Consider the following 22,146-nt stretch of genomic DNA (forward strand, 5'->3'; position numbering starts at 1 on the left):
TATTAGATTTTTTCCCATCTCAAATGTTGTTTTTTTATTTTTTTGTAGGATTTCCCTACATCCAATTTTTTTATTATATTTAAATAATTGTAATATCATAGAATGAGATTTGAAAACAACAGATCCGGCAACGGTGGATTTATAACATTAAATAATGAAACTGACGAAATTGGACGCTTAACATATACCATATTTCCCGATGATCATAAATTGATTATATCATTTGTATTGGTTCATCCACAATTTGAAGGTCGAGGAATGGGCAAATTTTTGGTGGAAGATGCCATAAAATTTGCAAGAGAAAACGGTTGGAAAATTTATCCACATTGCTCTTACGCGCGTGCAGTAATGAACAGGATGGATGGGGTAGAAGACGTGTTGCTACAGCATTTAAAATGAAGACTCAAAGAATATTTTTGGGTCTTTATTTTATAGCGTACCCATTTGTTCATCTGTGATATCCATATTGTGATAAACATTCTGAACGTCTTCATCTTCTTCAAAACGGTCAAGCATTTTCATGTTGGCTTTAAATTGTTCTTCAGAAACCTCCTTGGTATTATTGGCTACTCTTTGCAACTCTGCACTTTTGACCTCAATTCCAAGTTCATCTAGTTTATGCGACAAATGACCGAAATCTTCAAATGCTGTTGTAATCATTACTTCATCATCATCGCTTTCTATTTCTTCGGCACCTCCATCAATCATTTCCATTTCAAAATCATCCCAGTCCATTTTTATTAAGGATTTTTCAATTGAAAAAATTCCCTTTCTGTCAAAAATAAAAGCGAGTTCGCCGTTTTTTCCAAGATTTCCATCAAATTTATTGAAAATCGCCCTTACGTTAGCAACAGTTCTCGTTGGATTATTGGTGGTACACTCCACAAAGAATGCAACACCGCCTTGTCCGTAACCTTCATAAGTGATTTCTTCGTAGTTTTCCGCATCCGCACCACTTGCTTTTTTGATTGCGCGCTCCACATTGTCTTTTGGCATGTTTGCACCCTTCGCATTTTGGATACATCTTCTTAGTGCAGGATTTGATTCGGGATCAGGTCCACCTGCTTTTACGGCAAGTGCGATGTCCTTACCTATTTTGGAAAATGTTTTGGCCATTTTATCCCAACGTGCCATTTTTGATGCCTTTCTATATTCAAATGCGCGTCCCATAATTTGTATGATTTTATGGCTGCAAAAATACGAATTAGTTCATAAAAAAACACCCCCAAATTGGAGGTGTTTCATATTTAGAAAAACTTTTTAATTATTTTCTCTTTTTTACAACTTTCTTAGCTGGAGCCTTTTTCACAGGAACTACAACATCTGATTTCTTGTAAGTACCCCATTCAGTAGCATCTTCGATAGCTCTTACAACTACTTTTCTGTCTTGCTGTCTTTCAGCATCAGTAGCAGTTTCAGGAACTACCGCTTTAGCTTCACCAACACCGATAGATTTCAATGCACCTGCATCTACACCTCTTGCATCAAGAGCTTTTACGACAGCTTCTGCTCTTCTTTGAGATAAGTTCAAGTTGTAAGCTTCTGATCCTTTTTTATCAGTTTGACCTTCTAGTAAATAGTTACCTCCATCAGTTTTGATAATTGTAGCTGCAGCATCTAATCTAGCGCTAGATTGCGGAGTGATAGTAGCTTTATTGAAATCGAAATAAATGTTTTTCAATTCACTTTCTACTTCAGAGGCAGTTACTGATTTTGGTTTTGGACAACCATTGTATTGAGCAAGACCTGGAACTGTAGGACAAGCATCATCTTTGTCTAAGATTCCGTCACCGTCAGTATCTGGCCAAGGACAACCGTTGTTTTCAGCTGGACCAGCAACAGTAGGACAAGCATCGTCTTTATCTACAACACCATCTCCATCAGTATCTGGCCAAGGACAACCGTTATTTTCTTTTGGACCAGCAACATCTGGACATTGATCATCGATATCTGGAATTCCGTCTCCGTCTGTGTCAGGACATCCTTGGAACTCTGCTAAACCTGGAGTATCAGGACATCTGTCGTCTTTATCTAAAATTCCGTCTTTATCTTTATCTGTTTGTCCGAATCTGAACAAGATAGACGCTGAAGCTTGCCAGAAATTAGCAACATCAGATTTGTCAGTTGGTGTAGCAACATAATCACCTTGAATACCTAACCCGAAGTTTTTAGTAATCCAGAAGTTAGATCCTAAACCACCTGCAACAGTGAAGTGATCTTTTCTTCTCTGTGTAAACGCCTGATTGTCAGAGAAACCTGGATAAGTGATATTATGATAATAATCAGTAACAGGGAAAGTTACGCCTGAATAATCATGTCTCATATAATTAGCACCCACTCTTAAATATGGGTCAAACCAAGACTCTTCGTTCCAAAGACCGTTAAATTTAAATTGAAGACCTAAACCAGTCATTAGGAAAAATTCTTTTCCCATGTTGATTCTTTTGTTATCAATATTACCAACAGAAGTTTGCCAATCAAGAACCAAATACTTATTAATGTTTCTTGCAACAGTTAATTTTGAAAGTGGCGGCGTAATTGTAAAATTGTTAATGTTGTACAATCTGTTAGCGTCATCGCCTCCGAAAGCAGTTCCAAGTGTGCTACCCAAACTTTTACCTCCAACAGCAACATGATTTATCCCGTGTGCACCTACACCGATCAACCACGGATTTGTAGTTGTTTGTGCGAAAACAGTAGAGGCAACAGTTAGTGCCAATGCTGAAATTCCTAATTTTAGATTTTTCATAGAATTAAATGATTAAATAATTGATAATGCAAAATAAATATAATTTTTCTTTATATACAAAGATTTCTAGTCTTTTTTTAACTTTTCTTTAATATACGGTCTAGATTTCTCTTATTTTCTCTCTCTTTTATACTTTCTCGTTTATCAAAGAGTTTTTTACCGCGACCTAATGCAATTAAAATTTTGGCTTTTCCTTTATCATTAATATAGAGCTTTAAAGGAATTATAGTATTGCCAACATCTTTAAGTTTTTTTTCAAACTTTTGCAATTCTCTTTTGTGCAAAAGCAATTTCCGTTCCCTTTTTGATTTATGGTTGTAAAATGTTCCCAATTTGTATTCATCAATCATCATATTAATGATGTATAATTCTCCATCAACAAATTGACAAAACGCTTCCGTTATACTCGCTTTTGAAGACCGTAAAGATTTAATTTCAGTTCCTGTAAGAACCATTCCCGCCTCGATTTCTTCCAAAATTTCGTATTCAAATCGGGCGCGTTTATTAAAAATATTTACTGTTTTTTCGATCTTCATCTGTAAGTAAAAAATTGGAATTTTTTAAACTGTTAAATTTTATAAAATATTAACAAAACAATCACAAATTTCAAAGAGCAGAATTAAATTGATTTTTTAAACCATTGCAAATAGCCCTTACAAAAACCATACCTAAAAACCCGATTACTTTTCGTAATTTTGCCGCAAATTTACAAAACTATATGTTAACAGTATCTAATTTATCACTACAATTCGGAAAAAGGGTGCTATTTGACGAGGTAAACATCATGTTCACCAAAGGAAATTGCTACGGAATCATCGGTGCAAACGGTGCCGGAAAATCCACCTTCCTCAAAATATTAACAGGAAAACAAGTGCCAACAACAGGAAATGTGTCTTTAGAACCGGGAAAAAGGATGTCGGTTTTGGAGCAGGACCACTTTGCTTATGACAACTTCACTGTTTTAGAAACAGTTTTAAGAGGAAATAAAAAACTTTTCGACATCAAAGAAGAAATGGATGCACTTTACGCTAAAGAAGATTTCTCTGATGAAGATGGAATTAAAGCAGGTGAACTTGGAGTAATCTATGATGAAATGGGTGGTTGGAATTCAGAATCTGATGCAATGACGATGCTTTCTAACGTTGGAATTAAAGACGACATGCACTATCAAATGATGAGCGAACTTGAAAATAAAGACAAAGTAAAAGTTCTTCTCGCACAGGCTTTATTTGGAAATCCGGACGTTTTAATTCTCGACGAACCTACCAACGACCTAGATATCGACACGATTTCCTGGCTTGAAGATTTCCTTGCTGATTATGAAAATACCGTGATTGTGGTTTCGCACGACCGTCACTTCTTGGATACGGTTTGTACGCACATCGGTGATTTGGATTATTCAAAATTAAATCTATATACCGGAAATTACTCTTTTTGGTATCAAGCGTCGCAATTGGCAACAAGACAGCGTCAACAACAAAATAAGAAAGCAGAAGAAAAGAAAAAGGAACTTCAGGATTTCATCGCGCGATTTTCTTCTAACGTAGCAAAGGCAAAACAAGCAACTGCACGTAAAAAAATGATCGACAAATTGAATATTGAGGACATCAAACCCACTTCAAGACGTTATCCTGCCATTATTTTTGACACCGAAAGAGAAGCAGGTGACCAAATTCTTGAGGTGAAAGATTTAGAAAAAACGAAAGACGGCGAACTGCTTTTCTCAAATATCAATTTGAATTTAAAGAAAGGTGATAAAGTGGCAATTATCTCTAAAAACTCTTTAGCCATTACAGAGTTTTTCCAAATCCTTTCAGGAAATTCCACGGCGGACAAAGGAACATTCAATTGGGGAGTTACGACAACTCAATCTTATATGCCGCTTGATAACCAAGAATTTTTTAAAGAGAATATAAATCTTGTGGATTGGTTAAGACAGTTCACGAGAAATGACGAAGAACGTCACGAAGAATTTGTTCGCGGGTTTTTAGGAAGAATGCTGTTTTCTGGTGATGAAGCCTTGAAATCTTGTACCGTACTTTCCGGAGGCGAAAAAATGCGTTGTATGTTTTCTAGAATGATGTTGCAGAAAGCAAATATCCTTTTAATGGATGAACCAACCAACCACCTAGATTTGGAAAGTATCACCACTTTGAACAACTCACTGTCAAACTTTAAAGGAACTGTTCTTCTCGCTTCTCATGACCACGAAATGCTTGAAACCGTTTGTAACAGAATCGTAGAGCTTACTCCAAAAGGAATTATCGACCGCGAAATGACTTACGACGAATATCTTCAGGATAAAAAAGTAAAGGAACTTCAACTGGAAATGTATTCTTAAATAAGAAGATCCAAATAAAAAGTACGAAACTTGAAATAGAAATTGCCGCTCAAGAGATTGGGCGGTATTTTTTTGCAATATTGAAAATAATCTTAAGAAAATTTATTATCTGCTCTTCCATCTTCTGTATTCCAACTTCCATCTTCGGACTTCCATCTTCCAACTTTTTTCTTACTTTTGTAAACTATGAGTCAAAAATGGATTTACAAACCGGAACCCGATGAAGATATTGTGGACGGAATCAGTTCGTCACTCGGATTTGGAACGTTTGAATCCAAAATCCTCGTTCTTCGTGGGATAGACAATTATCAAAAAGCCCGGGAATTTTTCAAGCCCAACCTCAACGATATTCACAATCCGTTTTTAATGAAAGATATGCAGGTCGCTGTTGACCGAATTGCAACGGCAATTGAAAATGGTGAAAAAATACTTGTTTACGGCGATTATGATGTTGATGGAACTACCGCGGTTGCGTTGATGTACCTTTATTTAAGTAAAATCGTCGAGAAAAAATACCTCGATTTTTATATTCCCGACAGAAATTCTGAAGGTTACGGAATTTCTACGGAAGGAATTGATTTCGCCAAAGAAAACGGCTTTTCTTTAATTATCGCCCTGGATTGCGGTATTAAAGCGCTCGATAAAATTGAGTACGCCAAAAATTTAGGAATCGATTTTATCATTTGCGACCACCATTTACCAGGCGAGGAAATTCCTGATGCGGTTGCAGTTTTGGATCCTAAAAGAAAAGATTGCAGATATCCTTTCAAGGAGCTTTCAGGTTGCGGAGTTGGTTTTAAATTGTGTCAAGGTTTAAACACTATTTATAAAATTCCTGAAGCCGAACTTTTTGAACTCACCGATTTACTCGCCATTTCCATTGCAGCCGATATTGTTTCAATGACCGGCGAAAACAGAGTTTTGGCAAAACAGGGATTGAAAGTTTTACGGAAAACGAGAAATCTTGGTTTAAGGATGTTGATTCCCGAAGACAAATTAGCCACATTTGAAATCTCGAATATTGTTTTTGAAATCGCTCCGAAAATCAATGCTGCAGGTAGAATTTCCCACGGAAAAGCCGCAGTAGAATTGATGGTTTCAGATAATTTGAAACATGCTCACCAAATTGTTGATGAAATTGTGAACCTCAACGATTCCCGCCGTGAAATGGACATGAGCAGCACAACCGAAGCACTTTTGCAGGTGGTGAATACCGGTCAACTTTCTAACTTCACCACAGTTGTTTACGGTCCGGATTGGAACAAAGGCGTAATTGGAATTGTTGCTTCAAGGTTGACCGAAACTTATTATAAACCGACTTTGGTTTTTACCGACGGAAATAACGGAGAAATGGTTGCTTCTGCACGTTCTGTTTCTGATTTTGATGTGCATGATGCTTTGGAAATCTGTTCCGACTTGTTCTTAAAATTTGGCGGACATCCCGCTGCAGCAGGACTTTCCATGGAAAAAGACAAGTTTGAACTTTTCCGTGAAAAATTTGAAAAAGTAGTTGCCGAAAAAATTCAGGAACACCAAAAAGAACCAAGTATTTCTATTGATTCTGATGTGGAAATTGATGACCTGAATAAAGATTTTTTCAACTTTCACCGCAAACTCGCCCCTTTCGGACCGCACAATATGAAACCTGTTTTGGTTTTAAAAAATCAAAAAGTTTCAGGTTATGTGAAAACGATGGGAAAAGATGGGAGTCACCTCAAATTCTATATTAAACAGGAATCTACCGGAAGAAACATCGAATGTGTCGGCTTCAAGTTAGGAAAATACGCGGATGATTTCCGTGAAAAATCCTTCGATATCGCATTTACTGCCGAAGAAAATCATTGGAAAGGAAATGTGACGTATTATCTGAATATTCGGGACGTGAAATTTCATAAGTAGGAACAAATCGTGATTTGTCCTTACAAGTTGCCAACGAATTGCGATTGGTCTCTACAGTATCTTGTGTCTTTCAAACTCTTTTTCTCTATCAAATAAATAACGGTACGTCGCTAATTTTCTCGTAACAACCGTTTCCAAATTTTCGGCAATCTTTATCATTTTTGGGTTGAAATCGCCAATCCACTGCATTTCGTAATCTTCAAAATCGGTGGTTTTGCGGAAATGTTTCGTGCCTTCCCAAATCATGTAACCATCGATTCCTTTTCGTTGCCATTCAGGAACGATTCCAAAAACAAGCCCCACCATTTTTTTATTTTTCTTGAATTTTTTTAAGAATAAAAATTTCAGTTTCTGCAGCAATCCAAATTCGCCATTTAAATATTTAAACCATTGATTCAAGTCGGGAATATTCATCCACATGGCAATCGGTTTTTCGTTTTCGTAAATAAACCACGAAATATGTTCATTGATGACCGGTTTCAGCGTTTTGAAAAGTTTAAAAGTTTGCGCATTCGTCAATTCCTTTCCTTCACCGTGATTAGCCCACGCTTTGTTGTAAACTTCCGTAAAATCTTTGGCATATTTTTCCAGATCTTTCACTTTCATTCGTCTGGCGGAAATGTTTTTATTTTGAGAAATCCTTTTGTGCATTTCCAAAAAATTATCTGCAACAGCATCGTGAACCTTTCTACCAAAACACAATTGATTAAAATAAATTTGGAAACCGTAATTCTCAAAAAGCTCCCTGTAATAGGGCGGATTATAATTCATACCGTAAAGCGGTTCAGAAAATCCTTCAATTAAAAGTCCCCAAAATTTGTCGCGTTCCCCGAAATTAATCGGTCCATCCATCGCTTCCATGCCTTTTTCTTGAAGACGATTTTTGGCAAAATCAAATATAAAATCGGCTGTTTTTTGATCATTAATACAATCGAAAAAGCCGATTCCACCAGTTGCTTGCTTTTGTTTGTATTTTTTGTTGATGAAGACGGCAACTTTTCCGACGGTTTCATCTTTATCATTTTTAAAAAGAAATCGTTCGCATTCACCAGAGCGGAAAAATTTGTTTCGTTTCGGATTAAAAATCTCCTCAATATCATTATTTAAAGGACGGATGTAGTTTTTGTCATTCTGAAAAAGTCGTGCGGGAAAGTCTAGAAATTCCTTTTTAAGTTCGTCGGAAACAACATGTACTGCCTTCATAATTCAAAAATAGGAAATATTTGACAGTGGAAATACGAATATTTTTAAATTTTTCAGTATTTTTATGGAAATTCAAAACTTTGAAAAAAACGCTCGTCATTTTTGCACATCCCTATTTTGAATACTCTACCGCAAATTTAGAGTTAATTAAAATGTACGACGGTGTGGAAAACTTGGAATTCAAAGACCTGTACGAAGAATATCCCGACTTTCATATTGCCACTTTTCGGGAAAGAAAAAGAATCCGCACCTTCGAGAGGCTAATTTTTCATTTCCCTTTGATTTGGTTCGGTTTACCGCCGCTTCTTAAACTTTGGATTGATGAAGTTTTTGATATGAAGTGGATTTCCGACGAAGATCACCCTTTGACTAATAAGGATGCCGCAATCATTGTAACCGCTGGCGGAAAAGAAGAATACTACCAGAAAGACGGGGTTTACGGAACCACGATTCCCGAATTGATGAAGCAACTTACCCTTTCTTTGAAGGTTAATAATATTGAGGTTAAAGAATTTTTTGCCCTGTACAACGCAGATGATTTGAAAGAAAATGAGTTGAAAGAAATTTCACAAACCATTAAAACGAAACTTGAAATCAGATGAACGAAACTTCACTCGCCTTCACCGCATTGATTTTTTTGGGTGCCGCAATCATCATGGTTCCGCTTGTGCGAAAATTAGGATTGAGTGCGGTGATCGGTTATATTTTGGGCGGAATTATCATCGGTCCTTTCTGTTTAAAGTTAACAGGAAATGATACGGATGACATTATGCATGCCGGCGAATTCGGGGTGATTATGCTGCTTTTTTTGGTAGGTTTAGAAATCGAACCACGAAAATTTTGGACGATGCGAAAACGAATTATCGGGATGGGTTTAAGTCAGATGGTTTTAACGGTCGTTTCGTTGTTCCTGATTTTTTATGTGGCAAAATGGCGTCCTGATCAGGCTTTGGTTGCAGCATTGTGTTTTGCGCTTTCCTCGACTGCGATTGTTTTGCAGACTTTGAAGGAGAAAAATATTTTCCGTACACAGGCAGGAGAAGCATCATTTTCAATTTTGCTTTTTCAGGATATTGCGGTGATTCCAATTTTGGCATTGCTTCCGATCATTGCTAAAAAGTCTGCGGATGAAGAAAACCAAATTCTGCTTCAATATCTTCCTGATTGGTTGCAGCCGTTTTCAATTATTCTCGGCGTTGCCGCTTTGATATTTTTAGGAAGATATGTTTTCGTTCCTTTTCTGCGCTACGTTTCACGTTCGGGAATGAATGAACTTTTAGCGGCCTCTTCATTATTTTTAGTCATCGGAGTTTCGGAATTGATGTATGCGGTTGGATTAAGCCCCGCTTTAGGAGCATTTCTCGCAGGATTGATGTTGGCGAATTCTGAATTCCGTCACGAGTTGGAAAGTCAGATTGAGCCGTTCAAAGGATTGCTTCTCGCCGTATTTTTTGTGAGCGTAGGTTCTACGATTAATTTCTTTGTCATCATGCAGGATCCGATGTTTATCTTCTCAACGGTGATCGTGGTTCTGCTCGTGAAATTATTGGTTTTATACGGTATAGGAAAGTTCTTTAAACTTAAAATTGATCAGAATTTCTTGGTAGCATTCGCACTTTCGCAAATCGGGGAATTTGCGTTTGTATTGGTGAATTATTCTACACAACTGTATTTGTTAAGTCCGCAACTTAATGCGCAGTTGATGGCGATTACAGCGATTACAATGTGTGTAACTCCTATTCTTTTAATCATTAATGAAAAATTTATCGAGCCTAAAAAGATTTTCGTTAAAAATATGGAATCGGAAAGTCATGAACCCATCAAAAAGCAGCGAATTATTATTGTGGGTTTCGGCTTTTTTGGGAGTACAGTCGGAAGGTTGTTGCGATCGACAGGAACTAAAGCAACGATTCTCGATAATGACGCGCGAAGAGTAAATTTATTAAGAAGTAATGGTTTTAAGGTATATTATGGTGACGCTACTAAACCCGGAATGCTGCGTTCAGCCGGTGCAGAAACGGCAGATTTGCTCATTTTGTGTCTCGATAATTTCGAAAGTAATTACTCCATTCTTGAATATGCCAAAAAGAATTTCCCCCAATTGAAAATTTTTGTGCGTGCAAAAAACCGTCTTGAAGCTTATGACTTTCTGAATAACGGGGTCGATAACATTTACAGGGAAACTCTTGGGACCGCTGTTGATATGGCAGTTGATGTTTTAAAGGCAACGGGAATGCGAGCTTATGCCGCAAGAAGACTAGGCAGAAGATTTATGCTGATTGATAAAGCAATGGTTCGAAAGCTCGCCAAAGAACAGTTGAAAGATCAGGTCACTTTTACTTTAAAAGATTCTTTGGATCAGGAAGCTAAACTTTTAGCAGAAGACAGTCACAGTTTTGACGAGTCGCAGTGGAATGATAATGAGGAGTATTTGAATTGATCAAAGTGAATGGTGAATTCGCTTCGCTGTGAATGGTGAATTATACAATCTCAATTTCCTTATCGCATAATTTTAAAGCAATTTTAGAAATCGGGGCAATCCTGAACATTTACGTTGGAAAGATTCAAAACTTTTCCGTTTAAAGTGACTTTCACATCAGGAAAAATCCCATTCACGCAATCGCCGGTTTGATCTTTGAAATCGCCGTTTGTTGCCTCAATTTTTACTTCATTTCCTGAAAGCGTGTAGTTGTTTTCATTAAAATCGTAAATGTTTAAAGTGTAATCTTTCCCGTCAATTTTAATATTTCCTTTGTTTGAATTTTGTTCCATATAGAACAAAGTCTTCCCGTTTTGAGTAAAAACTGATCTTCCTTTTCCTGCAGAAATCTCTTGGGGAACAATTTCAAAAACTGCCGCAGCGACTGGATTTTTGATCACTGGATTTTGAGTGCTGTCAATTTTAACCAATTCTTGATCATTGCTAATTTTGTTTTCAGAAATCACTTCCTGGTCATTTTTGCAGGCCAATACAGTGGTGAAAATAAGGAGTGTGAGAATTTTCATAATTTTTAAAGTACGTATTTTGCAGCAATAACAATTCCTCAAGCAGCTAAGTTATTCTATTTTTTTTAAAAGTTGAAATCCGATTCCACAATTCAGGCAGTTTTTCTTTTGGCAGTAATTTTTATAATGAAAAAGTAGCGCCTGAGTTTCCAAAGCGTTCAAAACAGGAACTTTCAACATTTTCCAGCCATCGATAATGGTGTTTTTTTCAGGGGAAATATTTAGATAGAAATCTAAAATTTCATCATTAATGTTTTCGTCCGCATTTTTGTTATAAGTGTATTTTATCGGCAAAATTGCATTGATTAAAAGCAGGTCAACGAAATCTTTAGTTATATATTTCTCCCCATCTACAGGCGAAATTTTCGCGAAGTTAAAACGGTTGTTCCAATATTCACTTGCTTTCACCTCTTTGAAAATCTCGTAAATCTCATCAATCTTTTTCGTAGAAATTAATTTGGAAAACAGATTCTGATTCAAATGATAAAGCGACGCCAATTGGGAAAGCCGAATCGTTGGAAAATTTGGTGGACGAAGTTTGGAGAATTTTGGGTTGAAACGAAGTTTTGAAAGTTCAAATTTAGAGTTGAGGAAATCAAATTCACGTTTCCAAATTTTCATTTGATCGTCTTGGGGCTGATTTAGCCAATCGCTGATTCCAAAAAACAACGCTTCAAGTTGCGTTTGATTTTGACGGATTTTATTGACGGTTGTGAAATCCAAACTTTCTGCCATTTGTTTGAAAATTGGAGCATTCACTTTTAATCCAAATGCATAAGACAAATTTTGAAAGAGAACTGCTTCGTAATTGTTTCTATTGTTCTTTAAAGATTCTTCAATTTCAATCGATTTTTCGTCCAATTTTTTCAAAATAGACTCTTCCCAAAAGTTGAATGGGATTTTCTTCGCATCAAAAATACTTTCACAAGGCATAAATTGATTTTCCTTGAGCATCGACTCATATTTCCAAAGCAAAGATTGGTCGATATATTCTTTTAGCTCAAGCGTTGGAATATTTTTATCCCTTAATTCTGGAATTTCAACGTCATGAATAAAAACTGCATGAAGAATTAAATTTTCAAACTCGGGATTTCCTGAATGTTGATGAAAAATCCAGTCGGAAGATTTCACATGAAGCTCAATATTTCCTACTAAAACTAAATCTTTCGTTTTAATCTTACTGTAAAGAAAATCAGGTCCCGAATCGAAGTTCCATTTCCCGAAATCGAGAATTTCCAAATGGTTTCCATCCACATCTTTAAAATCAAAATTTTTGAAAATCTTGAAATTCCAAAGATATTGAAGCAACTTTTCGTTCATATTTTTTCTCACGGATTTCACAGATTTGCACGAAAAAAAAAATAAAATTCTGTGGAAATCTGTGTTATCTGTGCGCTATTTCCTAAAATGTTTTATCGTTTCCTCATACATTTTTTCATACAGCGGCAAAATATTTTTCAAATCAAATCGTATTGCCTGTTCTTTTGCCTTTTTCTTCATTTCCGACAAAAGTTGCTCGTCGCTCAATAATTTGATGGCGTAGTTGCTCATTGCATCCACATTTCCGATTTCTGCGAGATAACCTGTTTCACCCTGAATATTCACTTCGGGAATTCCGCCTGCATTAGAAGAAATTACAGGCGTGTTTGCAGCCATCGCTTCCAATGCGGCCAAACCGAAACTTTCCTGCTCTGAAGGAAGTAGGAAAACATCTGAAAGTTGAAGAATTCTATACAAATCATTTACTTTACCAAGAAGTCGTATTCTGCCGATTAAGTCTGGATTGTCTTCTAGAAACTCATTGATTTTTTCCATGTCGGGTCCTTCACCGATGATGATCAGTTTGGATTTTACTTTTGAGTTTACATTTTTAAAAATCTGCAAAACTTCATCCACACGCTTTACAGGACGAAGATTAGAAACATGGATCAGGATTTTCTCATCATCACTTGCAAACTGTTTCCTGCTGCATTCCACATATTCATCAAATTCTGAATTGTCTATGAAATTGGTGATGACTTCGATTGGTTTTGTGATTTTAAAAAATTGCAGCGTGTCTCTTTTCAAACTTTCCGAAACAGAAGTAATCGTATCTGATTGATTGATAGAGAATTCCACCGCATGTTTATAACTCGGATGTTGACCAACCAAAGTAATATCCGTTCCGTGAAGCGTTGTAACCAATGGAATGTCTTTTCCTTCTTCCTTCAACATTTGTTTAGCAGTGAACGCCGCATAAGCGTACGGAATCGCGTAGTGCGCATGAAGCAAATCGAGTTTGTATAAATTTACCACGCGATAAATCATCGACGAAAGCGCAATATCATACGGTTGATACTGGAAAAGCGGGTACGTCTGAACATTCACTTTATGGAAAAAAATATTCGGATTCGTGATGTCGAGTCGTGCAGGAAGTGCGGAACTGATGAAGTGAACTTCGTAACCTTTGTTGGCGAGCGACATGCCTAATTCTGTAGCAACGATGCCACTTCCGCCATAGGTTGGGTAACAGAGGATTCCTATTTTCATGTGTTTGTTTTATACTGAAAAATTTCTCTTAAAGGTAAGATAAAATGGATGAATGAAGCAAAAGATAATGGTATTTTGTGTTCGAAAGGCTTGAAAAGTATTTACTGCAACTCTACTTTTTAAACCACAAAAGGCACAAAAGAATTTTGCTACTATTATTTTGTTATATAAAGTCTGCTATTTTTAAAAAACACAAAAGAAAAAAATCAAAGATTTTTTTTGAGAACCAATCTTTTGTGCCTTTCGTGGTTATTATTTTTTAACAACTATTGTTTAACAAATAATCAATGTGGTAATTGCTCAAAATATTTATTGACAAAGGTTTCTTGTCCATCAGGATAAATTTTTTCTACATTGAAATTGACTAAAATTCCTTTAGGTTTTTGTAGTAAGTTAATATAATGAATCACTTTTGCACGGTGAATCGGATTAAATTCCGAAACACTTTTTATTTCCAAAACAATTAAATCTTCGATTAAAAAGTCACAACGATAATCGTTATCAACTGTAATTCCTTTGTAAATTACAGGTATATGAAATTGAGACCTAAAATTAATTCCCTGCAATTTGAATTCTTGCTCAAGACATTTATGATAAACGCTTTCAAGCAAACCGGGTCCCATTATTTTATGAACCTCAATACAAGCACCGTTTATTTTGTAAGTTAAATCTTTTAGATACGATTTTGTCACATTCATGTCTTCAATTTTTAAAACGGAGTTTGATTTGTACGGCAATTGAAAATCTTTGATTTTCAACTTTTGTGCATTATTTGCGGAAAAGTTTGCAGCATAAACGTCCAATAAAAACTTTTGTGCCTTTTGTGGTTAAATTTATTTACTCTACCACTTTTTTAGAATTTTTCAAATTCGTTCTCACCGATTCATTCAAATCCATTCCCATTCCAGCTTTCAGTTTGTCATTGACTAAAACCGGAAGTCTGCCCCAAATTTTTGTTTTTCCGTTCAATGCTTTTGCAGTCGCCGTCATCGAATCGTCATTATTTTCATAAGCAACCAGAACGGTAGAAACTTTAGAAATATCCACATCTTTCAAAGCATAGGCAGAACCAAAAACATTCAGAATCACATTCTGATTTTTACTTAAATCCGACAAGATTTTTTTGCTTGAATCTGAAATTTTATAAGGTTTATAAGCGGTAGAATTATCCTTGTGAAAAGCAACAATCACTTTTGAATTTGCAGGAATTGTGGAGATTTCTGATGGTTTTTTAACAATCAACGTGGTATTCAGATTCATCGTGTCGAGGAATGTTTGATATGGCGCTTCTTCCAAAGGAACGTAGTAATAGGTCTCTTTGCAGTTCAGTGGCAGAAGCTTTTTATCGTCCTTCAACAACGTCAACGCATTGGAATACATTTTCTGCACGATTTGTTTGTGCGAATCGTTGTTTAAGTCAGCATTAATATTTTCAGGATTTTTTGGTTCATATTGGTTTAAACCTAAAAAATATTTGGTCAAAAGAATCTTCTTTACGCTTTCTTCCACACGATTTTGTGAAATTTCTTTATTATCAATTGCCAGTTGAATCAGACGTTTTCCTTCTTTCACGCCATCAGAAAAAAGCATGATGTCGTTTCCAGCCTTGAAAGCGAGCGCATCCAATTCTCCCGGTTTATATCGTTTTGCAACGGCTCCCATATTTAAGGCGTCGGTAATAATCAAACCTTTATAACCGAATTTTTCTTTTAAAAGTCCGGTAATAATATTTTTTGAAACCGATGCAGGAATTCCTTTAGCGCTTTCCAAACTTGGAACGTATAGATGAGCGACCATCACTCCTCCAATTCCTTTATCCATCAATGCTTTGAAAGGAGCGAGTTCTACTTCATTCAATCTTTTCAAATCGTGGGACACTTCAGGTAAATCCAAATGCGAATCGGTATTGGTGTCGCCATGTCCCGGAAAATGTTTGATTGCAGCCAAAACATTGTTGTCCTGAAGTCCGTTGGAATAAGCCATTGCAGAATTCACCACATTTTGAACTTCCGAACCGAAACTTCTATTACCGATAATAGGATTATTTGGGTTCGTGTTCACGTCAACAACAGGTGCAAAATCCCAATTGATGCCCATTCTGTGACAATCTTCGGCAATTTTTGCGGACATTTCTTTAATTAAGTTTTTGTCCTGAATCGCTCCCAAAGTCATCGCCCAAGGAAATTTGCGGGCCGTTGCAATTCTTTGGTAAAGTCCCCATTCTGCATCCATCCCAATCATTAATGGAACTTTTGATTTCGACTGAAATTCATTGACTAGATTAATTTCCCTCTCCGCATCGTCCTGCATTAAAATAATTCCGCCAATTTTTTCATTAATGACTATATTTCTTACATTATTAATGAAGTCTTCTCCTTTGTTGGTATATAGTGCAACAATAAAAAGTTGTCCTAATTTTTCATCTTGCGATAGAGAACTGTATGTTTTATCAACCCAGTCATTCGCCTTTTTCAAATCTGATTTTGATAGGTTTTTCGGTTGATATTGTGCTGTGGATTTTAAAGAAAATATTAAAATAAATAGAAGTGCAATTTGACTTTTGAAATTTTTCATTATCTAAATTATGGTATTGAACAAAAATACAATTTTTAAACTTTAAAACTTGCTATTTATTGGCATACATCTTGAAACATTATATATAATTAAACATTTAAAAGCAGTAAAATGAAAAAATATCTTTTTCTTTCTTTAATGGCATTCGCAACTTTAGGTACTACTGTAAGTTGCGACCGAAGCACTGAAGTGGTGCAACAAACGGACAATGACACTTATCCTATGATGAGGGATATTCGCGGAACTTTTAATGCTGCGAATCAGTATACGATAAGTCAGGGTATTAACATACAAACAACAGATGTTGTTTTGGTTTACCGAAACATCAACTCGGGGAATTCTAATGGAGCTGTTTGGCAACTTCTTCCAAAGACAGAATACTTAAGTAACAGCCGCGAACTGGATTACAATTTTCTTTTTAACACCACCAATTTGGAGATTTTTACAGAGGCAAACTTTGACCAGGCAACCATGACTGCTGCAGAAGCTACAACTTTCCTGAACAACCAACAATTCAGAGTTGTACTTGTACCAGCTTCACAGGGTAAAAATGCCAATGTAGATTACAGAGACTACAACAGTGTGATTCGTTTCTATAATCTTGATGACTCCCATGTAAAAGGATTCTAATCATTCAAAACTTCATATATACCTCTTTGAAACCTGCGGATTTTTCTGCAGGTTTCTCTGTTTTTTTATTTTCAAATGTGCAGGAAATGATGTAATTTTATTTTTTAAAATTTTAATGAATATGAGTGTACATATCGCCGCTAAGAAGGGAGAAATCGCAAAGATTGTTTTGCAGCCAGGAGATCCACTTCGTGCCAAATATATTGCGGACAATTTTTTGACTGATGTAAAACTGGTGAGCCAAACAAGAAATATTTTTTATTTCACTGGGCTTTACAATGGAAAAGAAATTTCGGTAGGAGCGAGTGGAATGGGAATTCCAAGCATTGGAATTTATTCCTTTGAACTTTTTACAGAATATGAAGTGGATACCATTATTCGAATTGGGACTTGCGGTGCTTACACGACGGATTTAAAATTGTTTGAGGTATTAAATGTTGAAAATGCGGCAAGCGAATCAACGTACGGAAAATTTGCGTGGGGATTTGAGGAGGAGCTTCTTCCAAGTCAGGGCAGTTCATTTAACCTAATTAATGAAACCGCAAAAGATTTATCTTTAGAAATAAAATCTACAAATATTCACACCAGTGATATTTTCTACAGAAAAGATGAGGGAATTCCTGCAATTGCTGAAAAATATAATTGTTCTGCAGTAGAAATGGAAGCATTTGCTCTTTTTGCCAATGCAAAATATTTAAGAAAAAACGCAGCGGCAATTCTTACAGTTTCTGATGTGATCCCTACTCAAGAGCAGATTTCTGCGGATCAAAGAGAAAAGGCTTTAAAGACAATGATTGAACTTGCTTTGCAGTCTGCTTTGAAAATGTAAAAATCAAACTTTAACTAATACAAAAATCTTCTTTTATACAAAGAAGATTTTTTTATGATTTACACCAACTAATTATTTTCATCATCTAAAAGATGTCCGAAATAATTTTTCTTTACCTCGAGATAGCCTTTGCTCTCGGACGTAGAATGAATCTGAATAGGTATTCTTTTGTTGAGGTGAATATTGCTGTTTCTTACAATTTTCAGCTTTTCAGGATTGTTGGTTAATAGATTTACTTCTTTCACCTCCAATAAATTCAGGATTTCGATCGCGGCTGCAAAATCTCTATCATCTGCAGGAAGTCCCAATTTTACGTTTGCTTCAACGGTGTCTAAACCTTTTTCTTGAAGAGCGTATGCTTTCAATTTGTTTATAATCCCTATATTTCTACCTTCCTGCCGAAGATAAACGATGATTCCACCATTTTCGTGCATGTACTTCATAGCGGCATCCAACTGTTGTCCACACTCACATTTTTTGGAATGAAAAACTTCGCCGGTAATACATTCTGAGTGAAAACGAACATTTACAGGTCGTGAAAAATCGGTATTTTCCGCAATAATTGCCATGTGCGGCATCCAATCACTTTCATTTTCGGAGAAGGCGATGAAACGGAAATTTCCGTGTTCGGTTGGAACATTGGCTTCCGCCTGTTTTTTTAACATGGATAAAAATTAGTTTTTGGTGGTGGAAAGGGAATCCTTTACAATATTACTCTCCAAAAGGGTCATATTGGTTTTGATTCTTACAAGATAACGATTTAAAACCTGGTCATCATCAGCATTGAGATACTTTCGCAAATTCTGAAGTTTCTTATAAGATTTTTGAAATTTTCTTTGCGCAGCGTTTAAACCGTTGATGTTGTAGGCTTCCATTGCACCGACATATTCCTTCAGATGATATTTCAAATTGGCCACTTCAGTGTTAACTGCATCATTTCTAAACTTCGGAAAAGTGGATACTAAATTTGAAATTTCAGAGGAGTAGATGATTTGGCTTTTCTTGCTGCCGTATGTTACCGTAGCATTTTTGCTGTTAGTTTCCGAAGTAATATCACTAACAGGTGACAGATTAAATTTTTCGACAGAGCAAGATGTCGTAAGAAGAATTGCTAAAATATAAATTAGGTTATTTTTACCCATTTTTCTGATTTTGATAAAGGACCGGATTAAGACTTTCATCATTATACATCTTCATCTGCTTGTAAACTTTCATCTTAACTTTACCGTTCTCAATATCAAAAATCAATTGATCTATTGCTTCTGACAAGTCTTTCTTTTGTTCGAGCAACACATTTAATTTATCTGAACATTTCTGTCTGTGTTCTTCATCAGCTGAAGTTCTGTTGGCTTCGAGCGACATGTGATAAACTTTTAAGGCCAAAATCGATAATCTGTCCACTGCCCAAGCTGGAGTTTCAGTGTTGATTTTTGCATCCGAATTTGGAGCGATATTTTCGTATTTCTGTAGGAACCAACTGTCGATAAACTCCACCAAGTCAGTTCTTTGCTGATTAGAGGAGTCTATTCTTCTTTTTAATTTCAAAGCTTCAGTTGGGTCAATATTTTCGTCGCGAATAATATCTTCCAAATGCCATTGAACGGTATCAATCCAGTTTTTTGCGTACAAAAGCCGTTCCAAACTCTCACTTTCGAAAGGGTTTTTTATCGGTGTATCTACATGATCGTTAATGTGATAATCTGAAATTGAAGCGTTAAAAATTTCCCAGGCTTGATCAGTAAAACTCATAGCAGCGATTTAGTTCGTGGTACCTGAATTGCTTTTTGGTTCTTCCGGTTTTTTGTCTTCTTCTTTCACGGCATCTTTAAATTCCTTAATTCCGGAACCTAATCCGCGCATCATTTCGGGGATTTTCTTTCCGCCGAAAAGTACGAGCAAAAGAATAGCTACAATTAATAGATGCTGCCAAGAAAGCGCCATTATTGTTAATGTTTCCATTTCTAAAATTTTCTGTAAAGTTAAAGTATTTTTTTTAGTTCACCCAACCAAGCGGATCCACCGGATTGCTTCCGTTCCAAATTTGGAAATCGAGGGTATAGCTTCCGTCAAAATCTTCGCCGACACTTCCGATAGAAGTTCCTGCCGAAACTTGTTGGTTTGCCGAAACCATCGTGGTTGCAAGGTTTGCGTAAATTGTGAAATAATCGCCATGTTTCACAATCACAGTTTTCAAGCCGTCACCAGAAGCGATTACTCGGGAAACGGTTCCTGGTGCGATACATTTGGCAACCGTACCTTTTGCAACTGCGATTTTAATACCGTTATTTTCCTCCACGATATTTTTGAAAACAGGATGTGGCTGTCTTCCGAATCGGTGGGTGATTGTTCCGTAAGCAGGCATTCCCATTCTTCCCCGGTTAGCTGCAAAGTTGTTTCCCACTGCGGCAGTGACTCCGAAATTGGTCATCGCTTTTGTTTCAGCTGCTTTTTTGTCGTCGTCGTTTTTCTTGGCTAAGGTGGCTTCTGCAGCTCTTGCAGCAGCAGCTTTGTCTGCAGCGACTTTTGCGTTTGCTGCGGCATCTGCTGCTTCCTTAGCTGCGGCTAATCTTCTTGCTTCTGCTTTTTCTGCATCTGCGGCTCTTTTTGCGTCTTCCGTTTTTTTGGCATCTGCAGCGGCGGCTATTTTTGCGCGTTCCGCTTCTTCTGCAGCTTTTTTATCGGCAATATCTTTTAGACGTTTTGCTTCTTCATCTGCTTTCTTTTTTGCAAGCGCAAGTGCTTCAAGTCTTGCTTTGTTTTCAGCTTCGATTCTTGCTTTTTCGCGTTCTGCGGCGATTTTTGCAAGACGAATTTTTTCGGCTTCTATTTTTCGGTTTTCTTCTTCCTTCGCTTTTGCGATTCTAATTTCTTCCGCAATGATGGAACGGATTTGAGCTTCTAATTTCTTAGATTCTGTCTGCTTTTGTCTGAGTTCAGCAGTGAGCTGAACTTCATTTTTCTTAAATTCTTCCAACAGGCTTTCCTTCTGTTTTCTTTCGGCTTCAATGGTGAGCAAATCTTTTTGCTGGTTGCTTAAAATCGTTTCCTTGTCTTTTACTGATTTTTGCTTTAGGGCAACATTCTGTAAAAGTTTTTTCGCAGCATCGGAAATTTCCGCCGCTTTTTTATCCTGATAATCAGAATAATCCTTTAAATATTGAACTCTTCTTAGCGCTTCACCCAAGTTTTTTGAGGATAAAATGAAAGTTACCTTATTCTGAACGCCTTTATTTTTATAGGCTTTAACCAAAACTTCTGCATAGTTTTTTCTCAAAACTGCAAGTTCTCGGTTTTGGCGATTAATTTCGAGCTGACGCAAATAGATGTCGTCTTCTATCAACCGTTTTTCTTTTTGGGTATTGGTATATACTTTCTCGCGAAGTTGAATTTTCTTATTCACATCGTTGAGGTAAGCTAGGGAAAGTTTTGACTGTTGCTGAGTTTTTGCAAGGTTTGCGTTAATTGCCGCGATTTGTTTTTTGAGTTCGGCATTTTGCTTTTGAAGCTGCTCTTTCTTTTGGGCAGAAAAAACTCCAAACAGCAAAATTCCTATTAAAACGCTTAATTTCTTAATCATCTAATCTCAGTTTTCGTATAATTATTTGGGACGGAGTACGGAGTCTCCATTTTAGAACTGTCAAATTTCGTGTTTTCCATTAAAATTTGGCTTGTTTTTGACCCTTTTATAATTATTTTAACGTTTTTTGGGAGTTTAATAGTATTGAAGTCGATGTAGTTTGCATAAGAAACCTCCAAATTGTCGGCAGATTTCGTGTCTTTCATGTTTACTCTCGTCAAATCAAAATCGTTGGAATAATCGATGGAAACATGATATTCCGAAGTTTCCCCGTTGTTTTTAAATATAAGATTTTTGGTTGAGCTTAAGTTATAACCTTGCGCATTTTTAGTCAAAACAAAATCTTTTTCATTTACGGGAATGAACGTTTTTCCCATCAACAAATTCTGTAATGCATTATAATCGATAAAGTTAACGTTCATCAAATTATTAAGATAAGTAAAGTCGGATTCGATATAGGTTTTGTTCCATTTTTCGTAGCCTTTAATTCCGCTTGGAGTGGCAACCCCACGACCAACGTTTAAGATCACTGCAATCATGTTCATCCAAACTTTTTGTCCGTTTTCGATGTAAATGGTGGCGTCTAAAGTTGGGATAAAACTATTGCCTTCAACATTCACTTTTGAACTAATTTTAAGTTGCTGAAAGTTAGGCTGCTCTTTAATTTTTTTAAAAAAAGCGCTGTTTGAAGTGATAGGAGTCGTTGTACTTATTGGATTATTTACAGCGGATTTCGTTTTACACGACACCATTAAAACCATTGCTGCGACTGCTAAAATAATATTTTTCATTTTCTTGTTCTTAAAAGA

At 36.4% G+C, this 22,146-nt stretch carries 22 protein-coding genes; 7 read left to right on the forward strand and 15 right to left on the reverse strand.

The genetic code is table 11. From position 1 onward, the window contains the following. Window positions 1-102 precede the first annotated feature (102 nt). Window positions 103-399, forward strand: coding sequence for a GNAT family N-acetyltransferase (locus J4771_RS10735; RefSeq protein WP_224134999.1), 297 nt, complete (start codon window positions 103-105; stop codon window positions 397-399). 30 nt (window positions 400-429) lie between these two features. Here J4771_RS10735 and J4771_RS10740 read toward each other — a convergent pair whose 3' ends face one another. The 3 genes from J4771_RS10740 to smpB form a co-directional block, all read right to left on the reverse strand. Then, the gene (locus J4771_RS10740; protein ID WP_224135000.1) at window positions 430-1,170 is read right to left on the reverse strand and encodes a YebC/PmpR family DNA-binding transcriptional regulator; all 741 of its coding nucleotides are present in this window, start codon (window positions 1,168-1,170) and stop codon (window positions 430-432) included. Window positions 1,171-1,264: 94 nt separating this feature from the next. Continuing rightward, window positions 1,265-2,749: an OmpA family protein gene (locus J4771_RS10745; protein WP_224135001.1), complete on the reverse strand. Its 1,485-nt coding sequence runs from the start codon at window positions 2,747-2,749 to the stop codon at window positions 1,265-1,267. Between the two features lie 77 nt (window positions 2,750-2,826). Continuing rightward, complete coding sequence (gene smpB, locus J4771_RS10750) at window positions 2,827-3,285, reverse strand: SsrA-binding protein SmpB (protein ID WP_224135002.1); 459 nt, start codon at window positions 3,283-3,285, stop codon at window positions 2,827-2,829. A gap of 182 nt (window positions 3,286-3,467) precedes the next feature. Between smpB and J4771_RS10755 the strand changes: the two genes are divergently transcribed. Then, the gene (locus J4771_RS10755; RefSeq protein WP_224135003.1) at window positions 3,468-5,090 is read left to right on the forward strand and encodes an ABC-F family ATP-binding cassette domain-containing protein; all 1,623 of its coding nucleotides are present in this window, start codon (window positions 3,468-3,470) and stop codon (window positions 5,088-5,090) included. Window positions 5,091-5,276: 186 nt separating this feature from the next. Then, window positions 5,277-6,989, forward strand: a complete 1,713-nt coding sequence (gene recJ, locus J4771_RS10760; protein ID WP_224135004.1) for a single-stranded-DNA-specific exonuclease RecJ — start codon at window positions 5,277-5,279, stop codon at window positions 6,987-6,989. 51 nt (window positions 6,990-7,040) lie between these two features. On the opposite strand, the gene J4771_RS10765 is transcribed toward recJ, so the two are convergent. Continuing rightward, window positions 7,041-8,192: a hypothetical protein gene (locus tag J4771_RS10765; RefSeq protein ID WP_224135005.1), complete on the reverse strand. Its 1,152-nt coding sequence runs from the start codon at window positions 8,190-8,192 to the stop codon at window positions 7,041-7,043. Between the two features lie 80 nt (window positions 8,193-8,272). Between J4771_RS10765 and J4771_RS10770 the strand changes: the two genes are divergently transcribed. Next, window positions 8,273-8,794, forward strand: a complete 522-nt coding sequence (locus J4771_RS10770) for an NAD(P)H-dependent oxidoreductase (RefSeq protein ID WP_224135006.1) — start codon at window positions 8,273-8,275, stop codon at window positions 8,792-8,794. Continuing rightward, the gene (locus tag J4771_RS10775; RefSeq protein WP_224135007.1) at window positions 8,791-10,632 is read left to right on the forward strand and encodes a monovalent cation:proton antiporter-2 (CPA2) family protein; all 1,842 of its coding nucleotides are present in this window, start codon (window positions 8,791-8,793) and stop codon (window positions 10,630-10,632) included. Before J4771_RS10770 ends, J4771_RS10775 begins: the two co-directional genes overlap by 4 nt. An 83-nt stretch (window positions 10,633-10,715) precedes the next feature. Here the strand turns inward: J4771_RS10775 and J4771_RS10780 are convergent, their stop codons facing one another. The 5 genes from J4771_RS10780 to J4771_RS10800 all read right to left on the reverse strand — a co-directional run bounded on the left by J4771_RS10780 (window position 10,716) and on the right by J4771_RS10800 (window position 16,301). Further along, window positions 10,716-11,198: a hypothetical protein gene (locus tag J4771_RS10780; RefSeq protein ID WP_224135008.1), complete on the reverse strand. Its 483-nt coding sequence runs from the start codon at window positions 11,196-11,198 to the stop codon at window positions 10,716-10,718. A 51-nt stretch (window positions 11,199-11,249) separates the two neighbouring features. Next, a complete protein-coding gene (locus tag J4771_RS10785) occupies window positions 11,250-12,518 on the reverse strand; it encodes a DUF2851 family protein (RefSeq protein WP_224135009.1) in 1,269 nt (422 codons plus the stop codon). A 75-nt stretch (window positions 12,519-12,593) separates the two neighbouring features. After that, window positions 12,594-13,727: an N-acetyl-alpha-D-glucosaminyl L-malate synthase BshA gene (gene bshA / locus J4771_RS10790; protein WP_224135010.1), complete on the reverse strand. Its 1,134-nt coding sequence runs from the start codon at window positions 13,725-13,727 to the stop codon at window positions 12,594-12,596. 284 nt (window positions 13,728-14,011) lie between these two features. Next, window positions 14,012-14,425: a GxxExxY protein gene (locus J4771_RS10795; protein ID WP_224135011.1), complete on the reverse strand. Its 414-nt coding sequence runs from the start codon at window positions 14,423-14,425 to the stop codon at window positions 14,012-14,014. Window positions 14,426-14,564: 139 nt separating this feature from the next. After that, window positions 14,565-16,301, reverse strand: a complete 1,737-nt coding sequence (locus J4771_RS10800) for a glycoside hydrolase family 3 protein (protein ID WP_224135012.1) — start codon at window positions 16,299-16,301, stop codon at window positions 14,565-14,567. A gap of 111 nt (window positions 16,302-16,412) precedes the next feature. Here J4771_RS10800 and J4771_RS10805 point away from each other — a divergent pair, with 111 nt between their 5' ends. Both J4771_RS10805 and deoD read left to right on the forward strand, forming a co-directional pair. Further along, window positions 16,413-16,931, forward strand: a complete 519-nt coding sequence (locus J4771_RS10805) for a hypothetical protein (protein ID WP_224135013.1) — start codon at window positions 16,413-16,415, stop codon at window positions 16,929-16,931. 121 nt (window positions 16,932-17,052) lie between these two features. Next, a complete protein-coding gene (deoD, locus tag J4771_RS10810; RefSeq protein ID WP_224135014.1) occupies window positions 17,053-17,760 on the forward strand; it encodes a purine-nucleoside phosphorylase in 708 nt (235 codons plus the stop codon). Window positions 17,761-17,828: 68 nt separating this feature from the next. Here the strand turns inward: deoD and ribA are convergent, their stop codons facing one another. From ribA to J4771_RS10840, 6 genes are read right to left on the reverse strand one after another with little or no spacing between them, the layout of a single operon-like run. Then, window positions 17,829-18,425, reverse strand: coding sequence for a GTP cyclohydrolase II (gene ribA / locus J4771_RS10815; RefSeq protein ID WP_224135015.1), 597 nt, complete (start codon window positions 18,423-18,425; stop codon window positions 17,829-17,831). 9 nt (window positions 18,426-18,434) lie between these two features. After that, window positions 18,435-18,902 carry a hypothetical protein gene (locus J4771_RS10820; protein WP_224135016.1) on the reverse strand — a complete coding sequence of 156 codons (468 nt, stop codon included), beginning with the start codon at window positions 18,900-18,902 and terminating at the stop codon, window positions 18,435-18,437. Continuing rightward, window positions 18,895-19,509 carry a DUF4254 domain-containing protein gene (locus J4771_RS10825; protein ID WP_224135017.1) on the reverse strand — a complete coding sequence of 205 codons (615 nt, stop codon included), beginning with the start codon at window positions 19,507-19,509 and terminating at the stop codon, window positions 18,895-18,897. Before J4771_RS10825 ends, J4771_RS10820 begins: the two co-directional genes overlap by 8 nt. Window positions 19,510-19,518: 9 nt before the next feature. Then, complete coding sequence (locus tag J4771_RS10830) at window positions 19,519-19,719, reverse strand: twin-arginine translocase TatA/TatE family subunit (RefSeq protein WP_224135018.1); 201 nt, start codon at window positions 19,717-19,719, stop codon at window positions 19,519-19,521. 34 nt (window positions 19,720-19,753) lie between these two features. Beyond that, a complete protein-coding gene (locus J4771_RS10835; RefSeq protein WP_224135019.1) occupies window positions 19,754-21,337 on the reverse strand; it encodes a peptidoglycan DD-metalloendopeptidase family protein in 1,584 nt (527 codons plus the stop codon). Then, window positions 21,334-22,128 carry a DUF4292 domain-containing protein gene (locus J4771_RS10840; RefSeq protein ID WP_224135020.1) on the reverse strand — a complete coding sequence of 265 codons (795 nt, stop codon included), beginning with the start codon at window positions 22,126-22,128 and terminating at the stop codon, window positions 21,334-21,336. The genes J4771_RS10835 and J4771_RS10840 overlap by 4 nt, the downstream gene beginning before the upstream one ends. Window positions 22,129-22,146: the final 18 nt, after the last annotated feature.

Source organism: Candidatus Kaistella beijingensis (genome assembly GCF_020084865.1).
GTDB classification, from domain to species: domain Bacteria; phylum Bacteroidota; class Bacteroidia; order Flavobacteriales; family Weeksellaceae; genus Kaistella; species Kaistella beijingensis.